Origin of the sequence: Capnocytophaga sp. oral taxon 338 str. F0234, from assembly GCF_000192225.1 — a bacterium.
Taxonomy (GTDB): domain Bacteria; phylum Bacteroidota; class Bacteroidia; order Flavobacteriales; family Flavobacteriaceae; genus Capnocytophaga.
This window is the reverse complement of record NZ_GL872413.1, coordinates 867743-890358: the sequence shown is the minus strand read 5'-3', so window position 1 is coordinate 890358 and position 22616 is coordinate 867743. Positions and strand designations below refer to the sequence as shown.

17 protein-coding genes are annotated in these 22616 nt (G+C 36.4%); 2 read left to right on the top strand and 15 right to left on the bottom strand.

Features of this window, described 5'->3' with window-relative positions; all coding sequences use genetic code 11:
- Positions 1-43: 43 nt before the first annotated feature.
- From nqrF to HMPREF9071_RS04040, 8 genes are read right to left on the bottom strand one after another with little or no spacing between them, the layout of a single operon-like run.
- Positions 44-1357 (bottom strand): NADH:ubiquinone reductase (Na(+)-transporting) subunit F, encoded by a 1314-nt coding sequence (gene nqrF / locus HMPREF9071_RS04075; RefSeq protein WP_009745309.1) that lies wholly within the window; start codon positions 1355-1357, stop codon positions 44-46.
- Positions 1341-2078, bottom strand: a complete 738-nt coding sequence (nqrE, locus tag HMPREF9071_RS04070; protein WP_009745308.1) for an NADH:ubiquinone reductase (Na(+)-transporting) subunit E — start codon at positions 2076-2078, stop codon at positions 1341-1343. The genes nqrF and nqrE overlap by 17 nt, the downstream gene beginning before the upstream one ends.
- Before the next feature lie 20 nt (positions 2079-2098).
- Positions 2099-2746 (bottom strand): NADH:ubiquinone reductase (Na(+)-transporting) subunit D, encoded by a 648-nt coding sequence (locus HMPREF9071_RS04065; RefSeq protein WP_009745307.1) that lies wholly within the window; start codon positions 2744-2746, stop codon positions 2099-2101.
- A 4-nt stretch (positions 2747-2750) separates the two neighbouring features.
- Positions 2751-3494 carry a Na(+)-translocating NADH-quinone reductase subunit C gene (locus HMPREF9071_RS04060; protein ID WP_009745306.1) on the bottom strand — a complete coding sequence of 248 codons (744 nt, stop codon included), beginning with the start codon at positions 3492-3494 and terminating at the stop codon, positions 2751-2753.
- A 2-nt stretch (positions 3495-3496) separates the two neighbouring features.
- Positions 3497-4723, bottom strand: coding sequence for an NADH:ubiquinone reductase (Na(+)-transporting) subunit B (locus HMPREF9071_RS04055; protein WP_009745305.1), 1227 nt, complete (start codon positions 4721-4723; stop codon positions 3497-3499).
- Positions 4724-4742: 19 nt separating this feature from the next.
- Positions 4743-5246 (bottom strand): ClbS/DfsB family four-helix bundle protein, encoded by a 504-nt coding sequence (locus HMPREF9071_RS04050; RefSeq protein WP_009745304.1) that lies wholly within the window; start codon positions 5244-5246, stop codon positions 4743-4745.
- Between the two features lie 3 nt (positions 5247-5249).
- Complete coding sequence (locus HMPREF9071_RS04045; RefSeq protein WP_009745303.1) at positions 5250-6122, bottom strand: hypothetical protein; 873 nt, start codon at positions 6120-6122, stop codon at positions 5250-5252.
- A gap of 21 nt (positions 6123-6143) precedes the next feature.
- A complete protein-coding gene (locus tag HMPREF9071_RS04040) occupies positions 6144-7499 on the bottom strand; it encodes a Na(+)-translocating NADH-quinone reductase subunit A (RefSeq protein ID WP_009745302.1) in 1356 nt (451 codons plus the stop codon).
- Between the two features lie 377 nt (positions 7500-7876).
- Between HMPREF9071_RS04040 and HMPREF9071_RS04035 the strand changes: the two genes are divergently transcribed.
- A complete protein-coding gene (locus HMPREF9071_RS04035; RefSeq protein WP_009745301.1) occupies positions 7877-8473 on the top strand; it encodes an outer membrane beta-barrel protein in 597 nt (198 codons plus the stop codon).
- 240 nt (positions 8474-8713) lie between these two features.
- Here the strand turns inward: HMPREF9071_RS04035 and HMPREF9071_RS04030 are convergent, their stop codons facing one another.
- On the bottom strand, positions 8714-9487 hold the full coding sequence (locus tag HMPREF9071_RS04030; protein ID WP_040358003.1) for a 3'-5' exonuclease: 774 nt from the start codon (positions 9485-9487) through the stop codon (positions 8714-8716).
- 142 nt (positions 9488-9629) lie between these two features.
- On the opposite strand from HMPREF9071_RS04030, the gene HMPREF9071_RS04025 reads away from it, so the two are divergent.
- A complete protein-coding gene (locus HMPREF9071_RS04025; RefSeq protein WP_040358265.1) occupies positions 9630-11480 on the top strand; it encodes a M1 family metallopeptidase in 1851 nt (616 codons plus the stop codon).
- A gap of 109 nt (positions 11481-11589) precedes the next feature.
- On the opposite strand, the gene HMPREF9071_RS04020 is transcribed toward HMPREF9071_RS04025, so the two are convergent.
- The 6 genes from HMPREF9071_RS04020 to ribH form a co-directional block, all read right to left on the bottom strand.
- Positions 11590-12168, bottom strand: coding sequence for a porin family protein (locus HMPREF9071_RS04020; protein WP_009745298.1), 579 nt, complete (start codon positions 12166-12168; stop codon positions 11590-11592).
- Between the two features lie 193 nt (positions 12169-12361).
- On the bottom strand, positions 12362-13582 hold the full coding sequence (locus tag HMPREF9071_RS04015; protein WP_009745296.1) for a transglutaminase family protein: 1221 nt from the start codon (positions 13580-13582) through the stop codon (positions 12362-12364).
- 132 nt (positions 13583-13714) lie between these two features.
- Positions 13715-20791 (bottom strand): cell surface protein SprA, encoded by a 7077-nt coding sequence (gene sprA / locus HMPREF9071_RS04010; protein ID WP_009745295.1) that lies wholly within the window; start codon positions 20789-20791, stop codon positions 13715-13717.
- 6 nt (positions 20792-20797) lie between these two features.
- On the bottom strand, positions 20798-21388 hold the full coding sequence (gene ruvA, locus HMPREF9071_RS04005; protein ID WP_009745294.1) for a Holliday junction branch migration protein RuvA: 591 nt from the start codon (positions 21386-21388) through the stop codon (positions 20798-20800).
- Between the two features lie 218 nt (positions 21389-21606).
- A complete protein-coding gene (locus HMPREF9071_RS04000; protein ID WP_009745293.1) occupies positions 21607-21957 on the bottom strand; it encodes a 4Fe-4S dicluster domain-containing protein in 351 nt (116 codons plus the stop codon).
- Between the two features lie 185 nt (positions 21958-22142).
- A complete protein-coding gene (ribH, locus tag HMPREF9071_RS03995; RefSeq protein WP_009745292.1) occupies positions 22143-22616 on the bottom strand; it encodes a 6,7-dimethyl-8-ribityllumazine synthase in 474 nt (157 codons plus the stop codon).

Below are 22616 nucleotides of genomic sequence, written 5' to 3'. Positions count from 1 at the left end.
TCAAAAAAGTGAGTCGGATTTTTTGTATATGGAAAAAGTTGTTTTAACCTCCAAAATCGTCGAAGCGAATGTTTTCATCAGGCATACCAAAGTCTTGTCCCATTTTCTGAACAGCTTTGTTCATCATTGGAGGACCACAGAAATACAATTCAATATCTTCTGGAGCTTCGTGTTTGCTCAAATATTGTTCAATGACAGCATTGTGAACAAATCCTAAGAATCCATCCCCTTCAGGATCATTGATATCTTTCTTCACTTTCCAATTGTCTTCGGGTAATGGTTCAGAAAGCACAATAAAGAATCTAAAATTAGGAAATTCTCGTTCAAGCTCACGGAAATGTTCTACATAGAATAATTCTCGTTTGGAACGACCTCCATACCAATAAGTAACCTTCCTTTTAGTTTTTAAGGTTTTAAAAAGATGGTATAAGTGAGAACGCATAGGCGCCATCCCTGCTCCCCCACCTACATATAACATCTCAGCATTAGAATCATTAATAAAGAACTCACCATAAGGCCCTGAAATGGTTACCTTATCTCCTGGTTTGCGAGAGAAGATATAAGAGGAAGCTACCCCTGGATTTACATCCATCCAACCTCCTTTAGCTCTATCAAATGGAGGAGTGGCAATACGCACGTTCAACATTATACGGCGCCCTTCTGCTGGATAGGAAGCCATAGAATAAGCACGCTCTGCTGGATCTGGATTCTTCATCACCAGTGGCCACAACTTAAACTTATCCCATTCCATTCTGAACTTCTCAGGCTCTCCTGGATGTTCTTTAGGATGTGCAGTAATATCAATATCTGTATATTTTACCTCACAGGCAGGAATTTCAATTTGAATATATCCTCCTGGTCTGTAGTTCATATCCTCAGGGAGTTCTACCACGAATTCTTTAATAAATGATGCCACATTATAGTTGCTCACTACTGTTGCTTCCCATTTCTTGATACCAAACACTTGTTCTGGTACCCCTATTTTCATATCTTGTTTTACTTTTACTTGGCAAGCCAGGCGCATACCTTCTTTGAGTTCTTTCTTGGTAAAGTGAGGTGTTTCTGTAGGAAGAGCTTCTCCTCCTCCTTCATATACATGACATTTACATTGCAAACAGGATCCTTTACCACCACAAGCCGATGGTAAGAAAATCTTTTCATTACCTAGGGTAGATAGTAAAGATCCTCCTATGGGTACATCTATTTCTTTATCATTATTAATGGTAATCTTCACAGGTCCCGATGGGGTTAGTTTTTGTTTTACATAAAGTAAAATCGCCACTAACAATAAAATTATCACTAATAATCCTATTACTGTAACAGTAATAGTTGTTAATATTTCACTTACTAAAATCATTACTTAAATCTTTTGTGTTATTGGCTAATTTATCAGTTTTCACTTCTTGTTGAATAGTTGTTTCTTGTTTAGGTGCTTCTTTCTTTTTGCTATTATCTCCGGTAAGCATTCCTCCAAAACTCATAAAGCCTATTGCCATAAGTCCTGTGGTGATAAAGGTAATTCCTAAACCACGCAAAGGAGCAGGCACATGTGAATAGCGTATCTTTTCACGAATAGCTGCCAGGGCAAGGATAGCAATAGCCCACCCTAATCCTGAACTAAATCCATAAGCTACTGAAAGCCCAAAGGAATGAATAGTTTCTTCACGTGATTGCATAAAGAGTGATCCTCCTAAAATAGCACAGTTCACCGCTATCAGTGGCAAGAAAATACCCAATGAATTATATAACGATGGTGAGAATTTTTCCACAATAATCTCAACAAGCTGCACCATAGTAGCAACAGTAGCAATAAATAAGATATAAGTGAGGAAACTTAAATCATATTGCGCATATTCTTCACCTAACCAAGCCAAAGCACCTTCTTTGAGGATATATTGGTTTAACAAGTAATTCATTGGTACGGTAAGTGTTTGTACAAAAATCACAGCTGCCCCTAAGCCTATAGCAGTTGACACTTTTTTAGATACAGCCAAATAGGAACACATACCTAAAAAGGTAGCAAAAATCATATTCTCAACGAATATGGATTTAAAAATCAGTGTTAAATATTCTAACATTTTGTTCTCTTTTTAAATGATTAATGACTGTTCTCTATAAGGGCTTTGTTACGTGAACGCTGTACCCATACTACGATACCATAAGTTACCAATGCCATTGGAGCCAAGAGCATAAATCCATTATTTTCATACCCTAAAGCATACACACCCGTTTTCTTGATAGGGTCCCCTAATACTTGAAAACCAAGCAAAGTACCTGATCCCAAAAGTTCACGGAAGAAAGCTACAATAAGCAAAGCAATAGAATAACCTCCTGCATTACCCAAGGCATCTAAGAAAGATTTTCCCGGAGGGTTCCCTAAGGCAAAGGCTTCAAAGCGTCCCATCAGAATACAGTTAGTAATAATAAGCCCTACATATACTGACAACTGCTTGCTCAGGTCATATACAAAGGCTTTGAGCACAAAGTCCACCACAATTACCAAGGTTGCTGCTACGATGAGCTGAGCAATGATACGAATTTTAGGTGGTATCACATTTCTAAGCAAAGAAATGGTTACGTTCCCCATTACCAGCACAAAGGTAAAAGAAAGGCTCATTACAATAGCTGCTCTAAGTTGGGCTGTAATCGCTAAAGCTGAACAGATACCTAATACTTGTACTGTTACAGGGTTATTATCCCATAAGGGATCTTTTACTAGTTTGATATCTTTTTTTGTTAGTCCCATAGTCTTATTTGTTTAAACTCTTAATATAGGATACATAGGCGGAAATTCCATGCTGAATCATATTAGCAACTCCGTTTCCTGTAAGAGTAGCTCCTGCAATAGCATCCACCTTACCATCTTCTTTACGTTTGTTTTCAGGGTCTGCATTGGTTTTGGAGATCTTGATACTTTGGAAATTACCACTTGCATCTAAGAGATGTTCTCCAATGAAATCATCCATGAAGAAGCGTTCCTTAATATTAGCTCCTAACCCGGCAGTTTCTCCTTTATGGTCAAAGAAAACACCTTGTACAATTAAATCTTTATCCACTGCAATATACCCCCAAATAGCATCCCATAATCCACGACCATTTACAGGGATAATATAGATTGTTTTGCCATCTTTTTCTCCCACATACAAAGGTAAGCCTTCACGGTGACCATTAAAATTAATCAGATCATCTGCTCCTTTCACTTCCTTAGCGGTATTATCTGCAGGATTAATAAGGTATTGCTCTTTAATATATTTATCAAATTCAGCATTTGCTTCTTCTGTAGTTAAAAACACTACCTTTCCTTCCCCAAGGGATCCTTCATTATGATTTACCCCCATAGCATAAAGGATATTTTGTTTCTTTTCCAGTTTCTTATTCTCACTGATTTGATGACTCAGTGCGGAAGAAATTCCAGCGAGCAAAGCTCCTACGATTACCACCATGACAATGGCGAAAATCACTGTGTATGAATTACTTTCTGTTTTGATTGCCATAATTATGCGGTTTTAGTAGTTAGTTTTAAGCGTTTTTTTCGACGTGAAACATTGGCTTGTACTACAAAATGGTCAATAGTTGGCGCCAATACATTCATTAGTAAGATAGCAAGCATCACCCCTTCAGGATAAGCTGGGTTGAAACAACGAATAGCAATAGCCACAAATCCTGCTAAGAAACCATAAATATATTTTCCTGTATTGGTCTGTGCAGCAGTTACTGGGTCAGTAGCCATAAAAACCGCTCCAAAAGCCAAGCCTCCGATAAGCAAATGCTCATAAGCAGGCAGACTCCACAGAGCAAAGAATTGTGTACCTTCCACCGATGGTGCCAAACAATTAAAGATAGTCCCCATCACAAAGGCGCCTACGAACATACTCACTATCACTCTCCAAGAAGCAATCTTGGTATAGATGAGGAACAAAGCTCCTAAAAGTATCAATAAGGTAGAGGTTTCTCCTACAGAACCTGGAATAAATCCATAGAAAAGGTCTGAAACTTGATAAGTCTCTGGTTGCCCTTGTGCTAAACTTCCCAAGATAGTCTCCCCAGATACAGCATCTAACTTTGCTCCAGCAGCAATATCACTTGCTCTCTTAAGAGCTCCTTCCACCCATACTTTGTCTCCGGTCATTGAAGTAGGATAAGCAAAGAATAAGAAAGCACGAATGGTAAGGGCAGGGTTTAGAATATTCATTCCTGTACCTCCAAATACCTCTTTCCCTATAATCACTCCAAAAGCCACTGCTACAGCAAGCATCCAAAGGGGTATATCAATAGGTACAATCAATGGTACCAACATACCAGTTACCAAATATCCTTCTTCTACTTCATGCTTACGGATAGTAGCAAAGATAAATTCAATACCTAAACCCACTATATAGGAAACAATAACTAAAGGAAGTACCTTAATAGCTCCTATGGAAAAATTCGTCCAATTCCAAAAATCTCCACTGAAAAAGGACATTCCTGCTTGAGGTTCTAAGTCTCCAAAAGCTACTTGATGCTGGTATCCTGCATTAAAGATACCAAAGACCAAGCATGGAATCAGTGCCATAATCACGGTATTCATAGTCCGCTTTAGGTCATCAACTGCCTTAATATGAGTACCTCCATGGGTTACCTCATTAGGCGTATAAAGGAAAGTGTGAAGTGCATTAAAGGTTGTTTCCCACTTAGTGCCCTTATACTTCTCTTTTAATGTATGTAATTTACTTTTTAAACTCATTTTATTATGAATAAGTTAATTATTTCTTTTTTATTGATTTGCGAATTAGTTTTAAAGCCCAATCGTAATGACTTGACGTTGCCGAAACTAAGTAAGAGCCTAAGGAGGTACTACCCGTCCAGTGATACTTTTTTTTAGTAAAAAGTTCCTCATCAGTATGACTTTCTATAATACGAAAAACTTTACTATGTGAGTCTTTAAACATAGAAAACATTTCAGAAAACAGTACCTTTTGGCAACTTTTCCATATCTCTTGGTTTAATTTAGGAGTGTCTTTCATAGTGTAACCTTCTTTGGGTATTTTGGGTTTACCTCCTTTCATTCCTTCCTCATACCAGTTTAAGAACAATAAATGCCAATAATACAAATGTCCTATAACATCACGAATATTCCTATTCATAGTACCTTCGGGAAATGCTTTTTCTCGCTGCCTCTCAGGTAGTGCTTCTATCAAAGAAATCAACCTTTGGTAATTTTCTTTGGCTAAAGTTACTAGACTTCCTTTACTTGTTGGTCTTGCCATAAGTTAGGCTTTTGCTCTTAGCATGTCATAAACAGTCTTATCAATATGGAGATATTCTATAATCTTATGAATGTCAAACTCTATTTTATCCTTCTTACTTTCCTTACGCTTAGCATTGGAGACAGATAGATAGTACTCACTTCCCGATGCATATACAGTGAATGTACTATGATTTTCTCCTTCATCACCTCTTTGAATAGTTTCTGATAATTGTTCCCAATCACCTTGTTCAACTTTCTTTTTGAAATCTGCCTCATTTTCTATAAAAGAAAAGATAGGTAAGTTTTCTTCCTTGAACCATTCTTGTATTTGTTCATCAAAAGGGAGTCTGGCTCTTTTAGCTGATAAGACACTGAAAAACATGATAATAGCAAATTCTGCCACCCAAATTGCAGTAAGGAAGCCTCCACTAATAGTATTTCCTTTGATTCCCCAAGTACCATTTTCATTGATAAGCTTTATCAAATCCAAAAGAGCAGAGGGATGGGAAAGCAGATAAAGTAATTGTTCAAATTGAACATTACTTACCACAATTCCTATTTGTTTGTTCCCGTAAGATTCCGTTCCATTAATTGCTAAATCCGACCATACCACCCATTGCAAATAATAGGCAACAAGACCAGAGAGAATAGCCAACAGAATAGCCAATCCATAACTGCGAACTTTTCCTAAATTAATTATTAAATAACTTACTATAAAACAGATTCCAAAACCGAATCCTATAGTAATCAAGACATTTATATAAATTAATGGGATATACCATGTTGCATAAGCATATATAGCAGAAAGTATAGGAAATACTATCACACATGCTAATACAAAATAAAGAAAAGCCAGAGGAGAAAATTTCCCTGAAGGTTTGTAATAATTTGACATATAACTACATTTAACTGTTTGCTATCCTAATTCATCCATCATTAAATCAAGTCCATCTCTGATGATTTGCTGATGTGGTTGTTTGGACACACAAACAAACTCAGTCAAGGCAAAATCTTCAGGAGCTATCTCATAAGCTCCAAGATTTTCTAATTCATCCAAGTCCTTATACAGACAAGCTTTTAGCAACTGCATAGGATAGATATCCAAAGGAAACACTTCTTCATACATACCCGTTACTACAAAGGCACGCTGTTCACCATTGGTATTGGTGGTAAGATTATACTTTCTGTTAGGGTGAAGCCAAGAGAAAGTAAGCGCACGGGTAAGTGAAATCTTATTAGAAATAGGTTTCGCCCATCCTAACAAATCATAATCATTTCCTTCAGGAATAGCAGTAATTTGGTCATCATAGAATCCTAAATAGTCATTTTCACTTACTTGAGTACCCGTAAGTACATCACCACTGATAATACGTGTAGTTGCTATATCCTTCACTTGATTACCTACCACTGCACTAATTTGTGCTCCTGCAAGAGCTGTTACATATTCAGGAGCTTCAATACGAGCACCTGTAAGAGCCACGATACGAGTAAGATTCATCTTTCCTGTAAGGAAAAGTTCTCCAATAACTACCAAATCCTGTGGAGTTACTACCCATACTACTTCTCCTTTATTTATAGGACTGATATGAGCAATCTGAGTGCTCACATTTCCTGCAGGATGTGGACCAGAGACATTATGCAAAACAATGTCTTTAAGATCACGGAAAGGAGATAGTGAACTATCCTTGAAAACAGATACATGTACCTTACCTGTGGTGAGCTTAGATAAAGCTGTAAGAGCTACCTGTAATTCTTTTTCCTTTCCTTTGAGTACATAGTCATAATCAGGCGCAAGTGGATGGGTTTTGCAAGCCGATACAAAGATTGCCTTAGGCTTACTATCCACACTGGCAATTACGTCATAAGGACGTTGTTTGATAAATGGCCAGCAACCTGATTGTAACAAATGCTCTTTAATTTGTTGAGCAGAAAGCTGTTCTACTTCTTTCTTTCCGAAGTCATGAAAAGACTGAGTAGTGTCAGGAGTAATTCTGATTTCCAGAATTTTACGGCGTTCTCCACGGATAATTTCCGTGATAGTACCACTAACGGGAGAAGGGAACAATATCCTTTCATCTCTTTTGTCGTAGAAAACGGCGTCTCCGGCTTTGAGTGTTGCCCCCTCACGTACAATGAGCTTGGGGATTACGCGGTGGAATTCAGCAGGCTTTATACCGTATACCTTTGCCAGCGGAGTAGCTTTGGTAATTGTCTCGGCTTTTCCTTCCAACTGAATGTCCAATCCTTTTCGAATACGGATGTCGCTTGACATAGGATATAAATTAGTTAGTTTCTTAAAAAGTCGCGCAAAAGTATCATTTTTTTTTTAATTAATTATCAAAATTTTCTTTTTTAACAGCCTTATTCTATTATTTATATTCTTTATAAATAAAAATATTATTTGCCCTACTATGGAATACTTATCCTTGATGGAAGTATCTTTTTCTAACTGTTTTCTCTGGACTAAATAGTTAAAGAATATGTTTATTTACATATACCCTGCTGTTTTATGTTAAACACTGATAATTATATATTATTGAAATACAAGCCTTTGAAAATAAAAAAATAAAAATAGTATTTTTTTCTATGTTTTTTTCAAAAAAATGATATACCTTTGCGCCGTTAAAACTTAAAAAAACAGAATTAAAGATGAAAAAAATTCTTTTATCTGCAATAGCTGTATTTGCATTCAGCTTTGCTAACGCTCAAGAAGAAAGCGATTTTGGATTCTCTAAAGGAGATGTACTTGTAGAAGGAAATCTTAGCCTAACTTCTAAAAGTGTTCCTGATGGTAACAGCACCAAAACTACCACTTCTTATGGTTTTGCTCCTGTAGGGGGTTATTTTCTTTCTGATAATTTTGCCCTTGGATTGGGGTTGAACATTTCTTCAGATAAAGAAAATTCTCGAGAAGTAAACACCTTTGGTGTGGGGGTATTTGGACGTTACTACTTCCTTGAATTAGGACAACGCTTCAAAGTATATGGACAAGCAGGTCTTGGTTTTGATTCCATCAATGACAAAGTTGCTGATGCTAAATCCACTGAATTCGGTTTCCATGCTGGCTTAGGAATGAATTATTTTCTTACTAAGAGTTTTGCTATTAACTTTGGTTTAACTGATATCTTCTCTGTTGTAAATAACAAACCAAAAAATGGAGATGGTACTACCACTGTTAATTTCAATGTAAATAAGTTTAACAACTTCTTTACTACTCCTACTTTTGGACTTTCTTTCAGATTCTAATTATCTGACAGTTTAGAACAATATAAAAACCGCTCTATAGAGCGGTTTTTATATTTTAGGTAGTTATATTATTCCCTAACCTTCTAAAGCATTACAAATTCACATCTCTACCCTGATATTGGTTAAGATAATCCTAATAAGTGTCGCTTCCCTTAAGAGACATATATTATCTTAACTAATGAGGAATATAAGATTTTTTTAATGGATTTGCATCAGTGATCATTGACATTTGACCATTAATCATTGTCCTAATCCTTTTCTTAAGCGAATAGCAGTAAGAACTTTCTTGGTATAAAGGGGAAAATCTGCGCTGAGGATCCAACCAAAATAACCAGGCTCTTCTTCTAAAATTTCTTCTACCTTACGACCTTTATGCTTACCAAAGGTAAAAATCTCTTCTCCTTTATCATTATAAGCAATAAATCCTGCAAAATCAGCTATTTGTTTACGAGTAGTAAAATCACTTAGTTGTTTGACATCATTGGGTAGCGTATCAGAATAACAGTCCAATTGTGCTTTAAGGATTTCATAAGTAGCATCAGTATCAGCCTGTGCAGAATGAGCATTGTCCAGGGACTTCTTACAGTAGAACTTATAAGCTGCTGAAAGAGTACGCTGCTCCATCTTATGAAAAATAGTTTGTACATCTACCGTTACACGGTTCTTTAGATCAAAATCCACTCCTGCTCGTAGGAGTTCCTCTGCCAACAAAGGGATATCAAAGCGATCAGAATTATAACCCGCTAAATCAGAATCCTTAATAAGGTTATGTATTTGTTTTGCCAGTTCCTTGAAAGTGGGGGCCTGAGCAACCATCTTATCACTAATTCCATGAATGTCCGTGGAAGCTGCTGGGATAGGTATCGTAGGATTCACCAGCCATGTTTTACTTTCGCGGGAACCATTAGGGAACACTTTAAGAATAGAAATCTCCACAATGCGATCTTTGGAGACATCTGTCCCTGTAGTTTCTAAATCAAAGAAACAAATAGGACGAGTAAGGTTTAATTCCATGTATATGTTCAATTGAAAAAACAGCACAAAAGTAACGAAAAAAATCATATAATTGGGAGCAGTAAGAAATTTTATTTTTTATTTTCAAAATTCCTTTTAAATTCGTAATTTTGTATCCATATAATTACAAATTATAAACATGATGAATTATAAACGAATGTTACCCCTTGTGGCTCTTGGAACTATAGGAGTTCTCAAGGCACAGAATGCACCGTATTGGCAACAACATGTAGATTACAAGATGGACATCAACATGAATGTAAAGAACTACCAATACACAGGAAAACAAGAACTCACCTACACTAACAATTCTCCTGACACCTTGAAAGTAGTGTACTACCATGTATTCCTTAACGCTTTCCAACCTGGAAGTGAAATGGATGCTCGTTTGCAGACTATTCGTGACCCCGATCGCCGTATGGTCAACAACAAAGGTACCAAAGAGAAACCTCAGTATGAAAGTCGTATTTCCCTTCTTAAACCTGAAGAAATTGGATATGTACGCGTAAATGCTCTTTCTCAAGATGGTACTCCTGTAAAATACAAAACAGAAGGTACTATTGTAAAAGTGGATTTGAACAAGCCTATCCTTCCTCACTCCTCCACTGTACTTAAGATGGACTTTACAGGACAAGCTCCTGTGATGATTCGCCGAAGTGGGCGTAATAACCCTGACGGTGTGGCTCTCTCCATGACTCAATGGTATCCAAAATTAGCAGAATATGACTATCGTGGATGGGATACTACTGAGTATATTACTCGTGAATTCTATGGCGTCTGGGGTAATTTTGATGTAAAGATTACCATTGATAAGAACTATGTTGTAGGGGGCTCCGGCTATCTACAGAACAATAATGAAATCGGTTTCGGTTATGAAGATGCGGGTGTAAAAGTACCTAAAGTAAAAGGTAATACTCGTACTTGGCACTTCTATGCACCACAAGTACACGACTTCACTTGGGCTGCTGACCCTCAATTTGTTCATGATAAATTAGATGCTGGCAATGGACAAACTCTCCACTTCCTTTACAAAAAATATCCTGAAAATTGGAAGAAAATCCAACCTCAAATGCTCAAAACCTTCAACTTCTATAATAAGTTCGTAGGCAAATATCCTTGGCGTCAATACTCCTTTATTCAAGGAGGGGACGGAGGTATGGAATATGCTATGTGTACTCTTATTCAAGGCGGTGAAAACTATGATTCCCTATTAAGCACTGCCGTACATGAGTTTGGACATGCTTGGTTTCACCTTATCTTAGCCAGTGATGAGACTGCTTATCCTTGGATGGATGAAGGATTTTGCTCTTATATACAAGATCGTGCTCTCGGTATGTTAGGGGCTAAAGATCCTTTTGTAGGCTTTTACAAATCCTATAACAGATATGTAAAATCCAATTATGAAGAAACTCCTACCCACCAATCCGACCGTTTCAATACCAATTATGCTTACTCTATTACCGCCTATAGTAAGGGAGCTCTCTTTCTAAGACAATTAGAATATATTATTGGTGAAAAGAATGTAGAAAAAACGCTTCAATTATATTATAAGAAATTTGCTCTCAAGCATCCACAACCTCATGACTTTATTCGTTGTGCTGAAAAAGTTTCTGGTATGCAACTCCAATGGTACCTTAATGAATTCATGCAAACACCTCACCATGTAGACTATGCTGTAGAGAAAGTAGGAGCCAAAGGCAACAAAACAGAAATCACCCTCCGCCGTGTGGACAGGATGCCGCTACCTACTGATGTATTCGTAATAGATAAAAATAATAAAACCTATTACTACTACATCCCTCTCCGTATGCAGTTTGGAGAAAAAGAAAATCCTTATAACTATGAACGTAAAGTATTACCTTCTTGGGGTTGGGGACATCTTACTTACACCTTTGATGTAGATATACCTTTTGAAAATATTCAAAAAGTAGTTATTGACCCTAATAATATTACGACAGATATTAATACTGATAATAATACTTTCCAAAAATAGAAAGGGTATTAGTTTTTTATATTACAAAAGAAAAGCCGTTCCGAATGTGGAACGGTTTTTCGTATTTTTATAAGTACGAGGAGCTACAAGCTCTCGCTATCATAGGGGATCAGAACTTATACCCTACCCCTACTTGAATTACACGGTTATTACTATAGTTCTTAGAGTCTCCATCTTTTGTAAGATTTGCTAATCCCCAGTTGTAAGAGGCTTCAAAGAACAATCCGTTATTAGGCAAGTTGTATTCCACCCCTAAGCCAATACCATAATCAAAATGTCTGTAGGAATCCTTGTCTACTGTTTCTGTTTTACCATCTTCCTTTAATTGACTACTTAGGATATACCCCATATAAAAGCCTGCTTTAGGTCGGAATCCCTCAAAATCATACTTTATCCAAACAGGCAAGTTAAGGGTGTGTTGTATATATTTCCCGTCCCCTTCTTTAGCTTTAGCTCCTTGGTTGGAATAAGTGAGACCTGCATCCATAAGGACAACATCATTAAAGGCAAATTCTGCTAAACCACCTACATAGAAAGCAGGACGGATTTTAGTTTCAGCCTTCACATCATTCACTTTGGAAGCTATATCAGCAAGGTTAAGCCCTGCACGAGCTCCAAATTTTACTTGTGCACTGGCTCCTACTACAGTAAGAGCGGCAAATACTACGGTCATTAATACTTTTTTCATAAATATATAATTAAGTATGTTTCCCTACTCTATTAAAGGATTTTCGGGTTTTTCCTTTTTTATTCTTTTACTGAGGGCAAAAGTAAGTTTTTCCTCTGATAGTACAAAGAAAATTGAATTATTTTTACACTTTTCACTTTCAAAAACCATGTTAAGTCAATACCTATGATTAGAAATTAATCATCGGTCATTGCTATGGCTTTTGCCAAAAATAATCAGGGTCATTTGTGATATATTCTTCTTTTTCTTTTTGAATTGTAAAGCCTTTAGGCAAAAGAGCTACAAATGAAGTATCTGATTTTCTAAAACGACTTTCAGGGTTAAATTTGCTCTGTAGTGGACAAGAGAACCAATACAGGTTTTTTGCCATATAAACCTCCAGATACTCTTCTTTGGTTTGCTCTTCCTTGTTATTCCAATTAGCATCTTTGTTAAGTACTAAAGGCTTATTATGTATCAATCGGTCTCTTACCTCCGCAATACTTAAGAGATTTCCCTTTTCATCCTTTACATAGGCATTAAAAGTTGGGTCTATCCAAATCCATTTCTGCAACTGTTGAGAATAGACACTATTAATCACATGACAATCTGTATCATTGGGATTCTTAGGCATACAGGTTACATAACGAGATGGAATTCCCATTGCCAGATACATTTCATTGAGTGTAATAGCCAAATGCCTACAATTCACCCCTTTCTTTGTTGCTTTATGATAGTTGTAGATATCTATAGCATCAAACTCACAGAGCGCATAATTTCTACCATCATGTACAATGTTATTATGTACAAAATGGAGTAAATTGAAAATCTTGGAAAGCTCATCCCCTGTTCCCGCTACGGAATCCAACTTAAAATAATTTCTCACTTGCTCAAGGGAAGGATCATTAGCTGCTTGATAAGTAAAGCGTGGAAGCGTATTTGTTTGCTGTTTTTGATAAGCTCCTGCTTGTTGTAGTATCACAAGTTTATCAAAAGGTTTGAGTTTTTTCAATAATGCAATAAATTTCTTTTCCTTGCGAATATTAATAAAATCTTTATCTGTCTTTACATTTCTATAATCATCATAACCTAAAGCTACTGCTTTTTCAAGAGTTGCAATTGCTTCCTTTTTCTTGTTTTGTAAGGAGCGTACGCAAGCCAAATTATAATATATATTGGCTTTTATAGCCTCAATAAGGTTCTGGTTCTTTTTATACTTTGGGTCATTTTCAGTCAAGGATACTTCCTCCAATTTTTTCAAATTAGAAATAAAAATTCCCTCTTCTTCTTGATACTTTCCTTCCTTATGCAATTGCTGACACTTGCTATTGGCTTCTTCGAAATAATTGAAATAGTCCTCCAATGTATAGGAAGATTGAGCCTTTGTATACAAAGTAAAAAGACTCAAAATAAAGAATAAAAAATACTTTTTCATATCTATGTGTTTTTAGATTAATGCCCAAAATTACGATTTAAAAATGAAAAAGAAAAGAAAAAATCTTCTTATTTCCATAATAACAAATAACCAATAGTTAACTATTGGTTATTTGTTATTAATTATTGATCATTAATTAAAGGTATATCGGATGGTAATTCCTGTTCGAATAGTAGTCATTGGGTAGGAAGTAGATATAGCATATTTGGAGAAGGAATAATCAAAATAGAAGATTCCTGAGAGATTCTTGGAGAAAGCATAATCTGCCGTAAATCGAGCTAACCAAGAAGTTTGTCCATTAGTTACCTGATTATCATCTAATTCCATATTGCGAATTACAGTATAATCGCTGCGTAAGGCTATATCTGCCTTAAGGTTAAGGTCACTCTTGATAATCACATCACGCCCATTAAAGCGGGAAGCAAAGCTAATATCCTTAAAGCGATAACCTAATCCTAAGCGGTATTCTTTACGCATAAGTTCAGTGAGATAGTTATTATCTAAACTGATAGAAATAGTCCTATCTCTGCGAATTTCTCCCATCACACTGAATGAATTTTGCAACTCAGTATCAATACGAATAAGAGGAGAGAACTGTTCTACGAGGTTTACATTAGTAAAGAGTTTTTCATTTCGGAAATTGCCTCCTTGATCCAACTGAGTAGGGTTCTGGTAATATTCCAAATTAGTACGGAAATTGCTTAGTGCATAACTAGCTCGATAGCCATGAGTAAGAGAGAAACGACGGAAAATTTTTCTAAAACTTTCCAAGCGCATTAACCCAGAATAGCGAATAGTCCATGCTGGGATAGGAATATTCCTAAAGGCTCCTAAAGAAACTTTATTAGCACTCCGCCCTGTATAAGCTGCATAGAAGGCAGGCATCATTACCGCTTGGTTATTTTTTCCAAATCCTTTAGGGAATCCATCACTATCTATATTGGCAGGATTGGTGAGGTCTATTCCCTTTTGTTGTGCTAAACGATTGGCGATGGTAATCCTATTCTCTTTAAAAGTTTGGAATGCTTTAGAGCTATATTCATTAGACTTCATGAAAGAAGTCAAGATCATATTATCCGAAATCACAAAGCTACCTGTAGTATTTCCTATAAGTGGATTATAACCACCATTGATAGCATTAAAAGTTTCCGCAAAGTTATCAATGTATTCACGATCAGCCTTAAGGTCTATTTGCAAATCATTAGTAGGCTGCAAACCTGCTGTAATTCCTAAATTCTTATTGGTAGAACGAATAAACTGCTCATTAAAGTCAGCAAAATTAGTAAGCCACCCATGCCTACCTGCCTCATAACGGATATCATCTTGCCAACCAAAGGCAAAAGGTAAAGAAGGCTTAGAAGAACCGAAGAAACCTACTTGAGGTAAATATCCTGGTAACATAGTACCATTAGTTTCCGTATAACTAACTCCTATACGCTTTATCATAGTAACAAAACGTAAAAGATGGTCTTTGGCTGTCCACTTATCATTTTTACCTTTATTCTTCACTCCTAAAGAAGTATAGAAACGATCAAAAGTCATATTCGCCGCAAAATTGTGGGTGTTAGCATTCTGTACTTTATTAATCTGGTGTCCTGCTACCTGAGTAAGAGCGTCAGAACCACGTTGCCAATCAAAATCACCAGTATAAGAATAAGAAGCTTTCAAGAAAGACAAGTAAGGTAGCTTATCCAATGGTAGTTCATAATTCACTTTAAAAGCAGACATAAAGTGATTAGGAGTACCTGGATTCCAAAAATCATTCCATAGAGTGAGTTCTTTATTTACCTCTTGTCGCCCATTTTCCCACTGGTAATAATTACGAACAATATTACTATTGGTGACATCATAACTTATTTTAAGAGACTTAGTAAGGGAATAATTGAGCCCATATTGCCAATCAAACAGATAATTACGTTGTTGTAATTCAGGTAAAGGCACCTGATTATTAGGATTCACTCCTAAAGGATACACTTCACGGAAGCGTTGACGAGCAAAAGTACGCGTAATAGTAGGTCCTATATAAATATTATTAGGCAAGAGATTGAAATTCACCTCAGAAAGCCATTTAAGGTATTTATTAGTATTTATTTTCTCATTTCCTTTGAAAGGAAGTATCTGCTTTTGTTCAAAAGCATGTGCATATTGTATTCCTGTACGCACATTTTGCTCCCGTTGATTTTCTATTTCAAAATCATGGTGATCCATCTGATTATAAGCATAGTTAAAAGTAAAATTCTCTATACTATATATTTTGGCTTTTTGTTCTTCAGCTAAGTTTTTCTTAACTCCTATCAAGGAAATACCTTTACGCAGGGTATAATCTTCAGCCTGTCGCTTAATAAGGTCTTTTTGTTCTTGAGTTTGAGCAGCATTAATACGATCCTTCAATCGTATATCCTCATATTGCGGATCATATTCAGGAGTAGCTACTGTTGAGGAACGATTAAGCCCTACAGGAATTTGCATATTCCACTTTTTAGGAAAGAGCTTACCAGCATTGATATTCATCATAGCATCAAACTGACGTACTTCTTGACGGCTACGTTCATTAGGTTTTTGTTCTACAGTACCAAAACCTACAGTACTCATTTTCCCCGTAACAGAAATATCCATAAAGTCCGCAGCATTCAAATCCACAGCAGCTATTCCAGCCCAACCTCCTTTATTCTCCAGTTCAGCCAATCGTAATTCATTAAACCATAATTCTCCACATATACGATTAGAAGTTACATTCTTCACGCCTATCATAACGATTTGAATATTTCCTAAAGAAGGATTCCCCTTAATTGCATATCTATTTTGTCCCATCGTGTGAGGTGTTGTGGCAGGTGATGGAATATGATTAAGGTTAGCATCATAATAGGTAAGATTCGCTAAGTTTCCACTATTAATTCCTTTAGCCTTTATTTGGGTAAGTGCCTCCATAGGGATATCAAATCTGTTCTGAGAGGGCCAAATCACCTCTTCTAAATGAGCTCCTGCGGGAGTTACTTGTAAAGGAATCTCCACCTGATAGAAATTTTCAGACAAATCCGAACCTAAACGAATAAAAGCTACCATTTCCCCATCAGCAAGGGATTGATTTTTATAACGTTCCGCATGAACAAACATCTTTATGCGCTTATACTGTCGAAGGTCTGCATGAAAATTCTTATAAACCCCTCGTGCATCATTAGTATTAAGGTCACACACTGTATAGGAAAGAGATTGCTCATTTTGCCTCACAATAGTGTTATTTTGATTCACTTGTTCCCTATATACCCCAGGAGGCATACGATAAGGAATGGGTTGTCGGGATTCATTTTCAATAAGGCTTACTGAACCAATCTCAGTATGAGTACCTGTCCCTGGTGCGGAAAGATCATCCTTAAGAGATTTGGTATAGTGTCTCCAATCACCTCGTACTAAATCCAATGTACCAAAGCGTAATACTACATCAGATGAGAAGCCTGTAAGATACATGCGTATATGGGTTATTGAACGTAAATCTCCTCCTCCTCCGAATTCTCTTCTATTAGCATCTTTTACAGGTATTTTATACTGAATCCATCGCGCTAAAATAGGTTGTCCACTAGGAGTCTCTGCATATACTTCCCGTATATCACTTACATACCTATCTGTTCGTTGTACATTTCCCCGAATAGGCACTCGATATTCATAATAACTATTGACAGTGCTCATTGTATTATCCCTATTAATATCCTCTACATCTGGATTTAAAGATGCAGCTTGGCTATTTCCTGCCACAGGAGAGTTTCCTTGAGTACCATTATAATTATAATATCGGTTAAGAATACCTCCATTACGGGACAAATAATATTCATAATTATCCAAAGCAGGGTCATTGGGAAATTCAGAAACATTATTAGCATAGATAGAACGTTCCTCAGCATCAGTAAGTCCATCTAACCCAATATCCTGTAAAGTTCTATTTTCTGTATTGCTGTCAAAAGCATATAGTAATGATTGAGCCACTGGTGTTTTACCCCAAGAAGTTGTATAAGTAGAAGACTGAATAGAGAGTCCCGGCAAACCATTTTCATATTGCTTTCTTCCATCTTTAAGAATATCCTCAGAAATATTTCCAAGATCAAAAACTAACTCTCCTGTAGTGGAGGGAGAGAACTCTCCTGAGGAATAAGGGTCTAAGACCCAAAACTGTATATATTCAATATTATTCTCTTCAAAGTTAGTAGCTGTGATTCCACGCATAATACCTCCCCATTTTCCAGTAGGGGGGACACTGCTAATAGCTTGAGGATTATTATTATAAGATCCCTTAGCATTAGGGTAATAGGCTAGATCCAAAGTGTTCTGCACCAATAGATCCCCTTGAGCCAATTCTCTTTCTGGAAAAATCTCTTTTACATAAATACGTCGTGTACTATTCTTAGAAATTTCTCCATTATTTATATCATTGGGTTTATTATTGGTATAAAAGACCGGATCGATTGTATACCAAGCAAGTTTAGCTCGTCCATATCCGTTTTTTAGGTTATCTGGATCATCAGGAGTATTTCCATAGAGTGTTTGGGAAGGATAGGCTCCTTGTCCAAAGCGTAAAGGTGTACTGGCAAGAGACCATGAACGGAATCCTCGTATATCCACTGTAGTTTGTGCAGATTCAAAATCATCTAAATAAGCAGTTGCTTCTCCATCAAAATTAGTACTTTTAGGAGTACTTGGTCGCAGAAAAGCCATTTCTCCTCGTACTGAAAGGTTGGAAGGAACATCACTCTGCAGAGAAGGCACTTTGTTAAGCAAGCGAGTAAGAAAAGGAAGCTCCGTAGAATAGGTACCTCCAAAACCAAAAATAGTATTATTCACAGGCTCCTGTCCATAATTGGCTTTCTGAGTATAAGGACGCTCTCGCATATTAATCAAAGAGGCTCCTACTATGAATTTATCATTGAACTTATGTTCTACATTGACGCCCATAAAACGGCGACTTTGCCCTCCGAATATCAAATTATTTTCTACAGAGACCTGAATAGGCATATTTGAGTTCTCAATAGTCGGATCAATAATATGTACTGTTCCTTGCTGATAATTCACCGTATAATCTATCCCTTCCTGAAGGACTCGCCCTCCTACAGTAACACGCACTGAACCACGAGGGACATTGTATGCTCCTAAAGAGATTCCCCTACTTCCCTTGGACTTATAACGTCCTTTGAGGCTGAATTTATTTTTTTCAGCATCCTCTAAAGCTTTGGCTTTGATGTCAGTATAAAGAGAACGGAATACATATTTCTTTTGATTAGCATTCCATGCTGTAGAGGTCGGATGATAAGCAGTTGGATCATTATATCTATTTCCTCCTCCTAACTTATCATATAAGTATTTACCAAAAGGTTCTACCTTGGTAAAAATAATCTTTCCATATTCAGGGTCAATGGTAATTCCATCTACAAAGTCAAAGAAACCATCTCCTCCATTTTGTGGGTCATTATAAGCATTAAGACGGTCAAAATTAAAAAGTTGGAGTAATATCTTACGAGTCAGCTCCCGATTCCAAGTAGCCTCGTCCACAGGAGAAATATAATTCACTGGAGAAGGATCATTATAGAAGATATTCATTCGGAAGTTATCTGGATCAATTTGTACAGTATTAAGTGAATACACATTCTTCATCATCAGTTTCCAAATAGGGTCTCCTGTTACCAAACGATTACTTTTAAGCATCTTAAGTACCAAGCAATTATTAGTAATTTTATTTTGTCCTGCTATATAAGCGTTAGTGGTGGCAGAAATCCCATCATTAGCGAACTCTCCTACTTGATACACATTTCCTTCATAAGTATACTGATAAGCAACCGCTAATACTTCATCATTATTTAATCTTTGACTCAGGGAGATATACCCTAACTGCTTATGTACTTTATAATCGCGCCCTTCTTCTAACTTTTGAGCATTTTCCAAAATAGCATAATCAAATCCTTCATTTACTAAGGCTGACATAGTTCCAAATCCTGACCGGATAGTAGCTACATCTCGAATATTCTTTGTCAGAACAGATTGAGGGGAGTCCATACGTGTTGGATCATATTTATTCGCTTCATTAGTAGGACGATCTCCTATAGATCCTTGAAAGAAACCCACAGGTGCATTTGTAGAAATACGTGTATTTTCGGATTTTGCTTCTCCTAAATCCTGTAATGCTACAATATTGCGGATATTAGCTGTTCTGTTAGAACGGTTAGTAGCCCATACTTCTACTCTAACTATTTGCACTTTACTGCGAATATAAGGATAGTTCTCCAAAGCGCGGTCATATTGGTCACGGAAAAATTGAGAAAGGAAATAGTTACGATTTTCATCATAGTCTAGAGCACGAATCTCAAACTCCTGCATAGTTCCTCCTCCTTGGGCTGTAACAGTTTGTGATTGGGAACGCTGTTCTGAGAACACACCTGTTACTGTAGTACGACCAAACTGTAATTCTGTTTTAACACCAAAAAGGCTCTGTGCTCCAGTAATAAGGGAGCTATTAAGAGGTAAACTCACATTTCCTAATTCTACCTTACGGACTATATCATCTTCATTAGGAGTATATTCTAACTTAAAAACATTCTGGAAATCAAATGTTGCCTGCGTATCATACATTGCATTAATAGAGAGACGTGTTCCTACTTTCCCTTGTATTCCTAAACTGATGCGTTGATCAAAATCCAATCCATAAGAACTTCTGTATTCTGGGCTTATTGCAGGGTTATCATTTTTATTATAACGCATTCCCAAATCAAAAGCAACACTTCCTTGAGGAATAATATCAATCGTATTTCCTCCAAATATAGATTCAAAAAATTCTGATTTCACATAGAATTCAGGGAGCAAATCTCTTTGTGCATTAGTAGCTTTTCCTTTTTCTGAAGGACGCATAGCCGCTGTTTTTTCTTTAAAATAAAGCCCCATACGCTCCCGCATGACCAAGTCCTCATATTCTTTTGGAGTAAGGAACATGGGGGTAGAAATATCATAATCTCCCACCTTTTCACTGTAAATATATTTATTAAGTGCAGGACTATACTTATACTTACGCGAAATTCTATCAGAATCTTCTAATAACAAATGGCGCAAAGATTTGCTTGTTTTTATCGTATCTTTTGCTTTTCCCTGTACTTGTTCATTTTCCTGCCCCTTGACAATAAAAGTAGAGGAAAGTAAAAAAAAGAAAAATAATTTTGCAACTAATTTCCTATTCATTTTCGCCTATAATTGTTTTAATGCTTGTTTGATTAGTTCTTCTACAGAAACTTCCCCTGTGGCGTGGGAGAGAATCTTATTCACCACATTTTCAGCTATCTTTTGGGGATAACCTAATACCTCCAAAGCAGAGAGAGCTTCTTCCTTATAATGCTGCTGCTGACTTACTGTAGGAGCAATATTTCCTTCACTTGAAAGCTTTAGCATTTTTTCTCTTAAATCCAAAATAATGCGCTGAGCCGTTTTAGCACCTATCCCTTTGACAGATTGTATAGTTCGTACATCATTATTCACAATAGCACTCTGCAATTGAGCGGGGGATAGAGAAGAAAGCATGACTCTGGCAGTATTCGCACCTACTCCAGAAACAGAAATCAATAGAGAAAATATCTCCCTTTCAAATTTTTCAAAAAATCCAAAAAGCGTATGAGCATCTTCCTTTATCTGTAAATATGTATAAAGTTTTATCTGTTCCGAATCAGAAAGTTGAGAAAAAGTATTAAGAGAAATATTTACCCAATACCCTATTCCATTACAATCAATAATGACATAAGTGGGGGTTTTCTCTACCAAATGACCTTGCAACTGTGTTATCATAGATAGTCTCCTCTGCGTTTAATGGGCAATATTCGTAATTTTTCTTGGATTTGATAAGGTTTTTATAAAAAATATAACTTTGAACCTATTGTTTTATTTTCTTATTAATATTTATTTTATCTTTATTAACTTATTATGTACAAATAAAAATACTCATTGCTTTCATAAATATATGAAAACATGAGTATTTAAAAAGTATTTCGTCTGAGAAAAATCCACTAATCATTATGCATAAAATCATGCTTCTGTAATAGTTCCTCTTCTGTTTCTTTGTTATTTTCATCAGGGATACAACAATCCACAGGACATACTGCTGCACATTGTGGTTCCTCATGAAAGCCTAAACATTCCGTACACTTATCAGGAACAATATAATAATAATCATCACTTATAGGCTTCTGTACTTGCTCAGCATCCACATGCTTACCATTAGGAAGGATCACATTCCCCCTCAGTTTTGTTCCATCGCTATAGCGCCAATCATCAGCACCTTCATATATTGCATTGTTAGGGCATTCAGGTTCACAAGCCCCACAATTGATACAGTCATCTGTAATAATAATTGCCATTTTTTATTTTTTAGTAATAAATTAATGTCCTATTTTAAAAGACAAAGATACAACTTTTCTTCTGGCTAAAAAGAAAATATTCCTGTTTTTAGGGAAATCTCTCTTTAATTATAAAAAGTATAAATAAAAAACTGCTCTATGAAAAAACAAAGAGCAGCTTTTATTAAATATTCTCAAGTTATCTTCTATAAATCAATCATCTTAATAGCGGTAATAGCTGCCTCTATTCCCTTATTTCCGTATTTTCCTCCACTTCTATCCAAAGATTGTTGAAGGGTATTATCCGTAAGTACACAGAAAATTACTGGAATTTCCTGACTTGCGTTAAGATAAGCAATGCCACTTGTTACTCCCTGACACACAAAGTCAAAATGCCTTGTCTCCCCTTGTATCACACACCCTATAACAATAATAGCATCTACCTTAAGGGTAAGCATCCTTTTAGCTCCATTGATTAACTCAAAACTTCCAGGTACATTCCATTGAATAATATGTTGGGGAATCACACCACAATCCAGAAGAGTTTGTACAGCTCCCTCTCGCATATTCTCAGTAACCTGTCCGTTCCATTGTGAAGTAATAATCCCAATTGTTTTATTCTTTACATCAGGTAGCTGTTCCTTCTTATAGGAAGAAAGATTTTTATTCTCAGTAGCCAT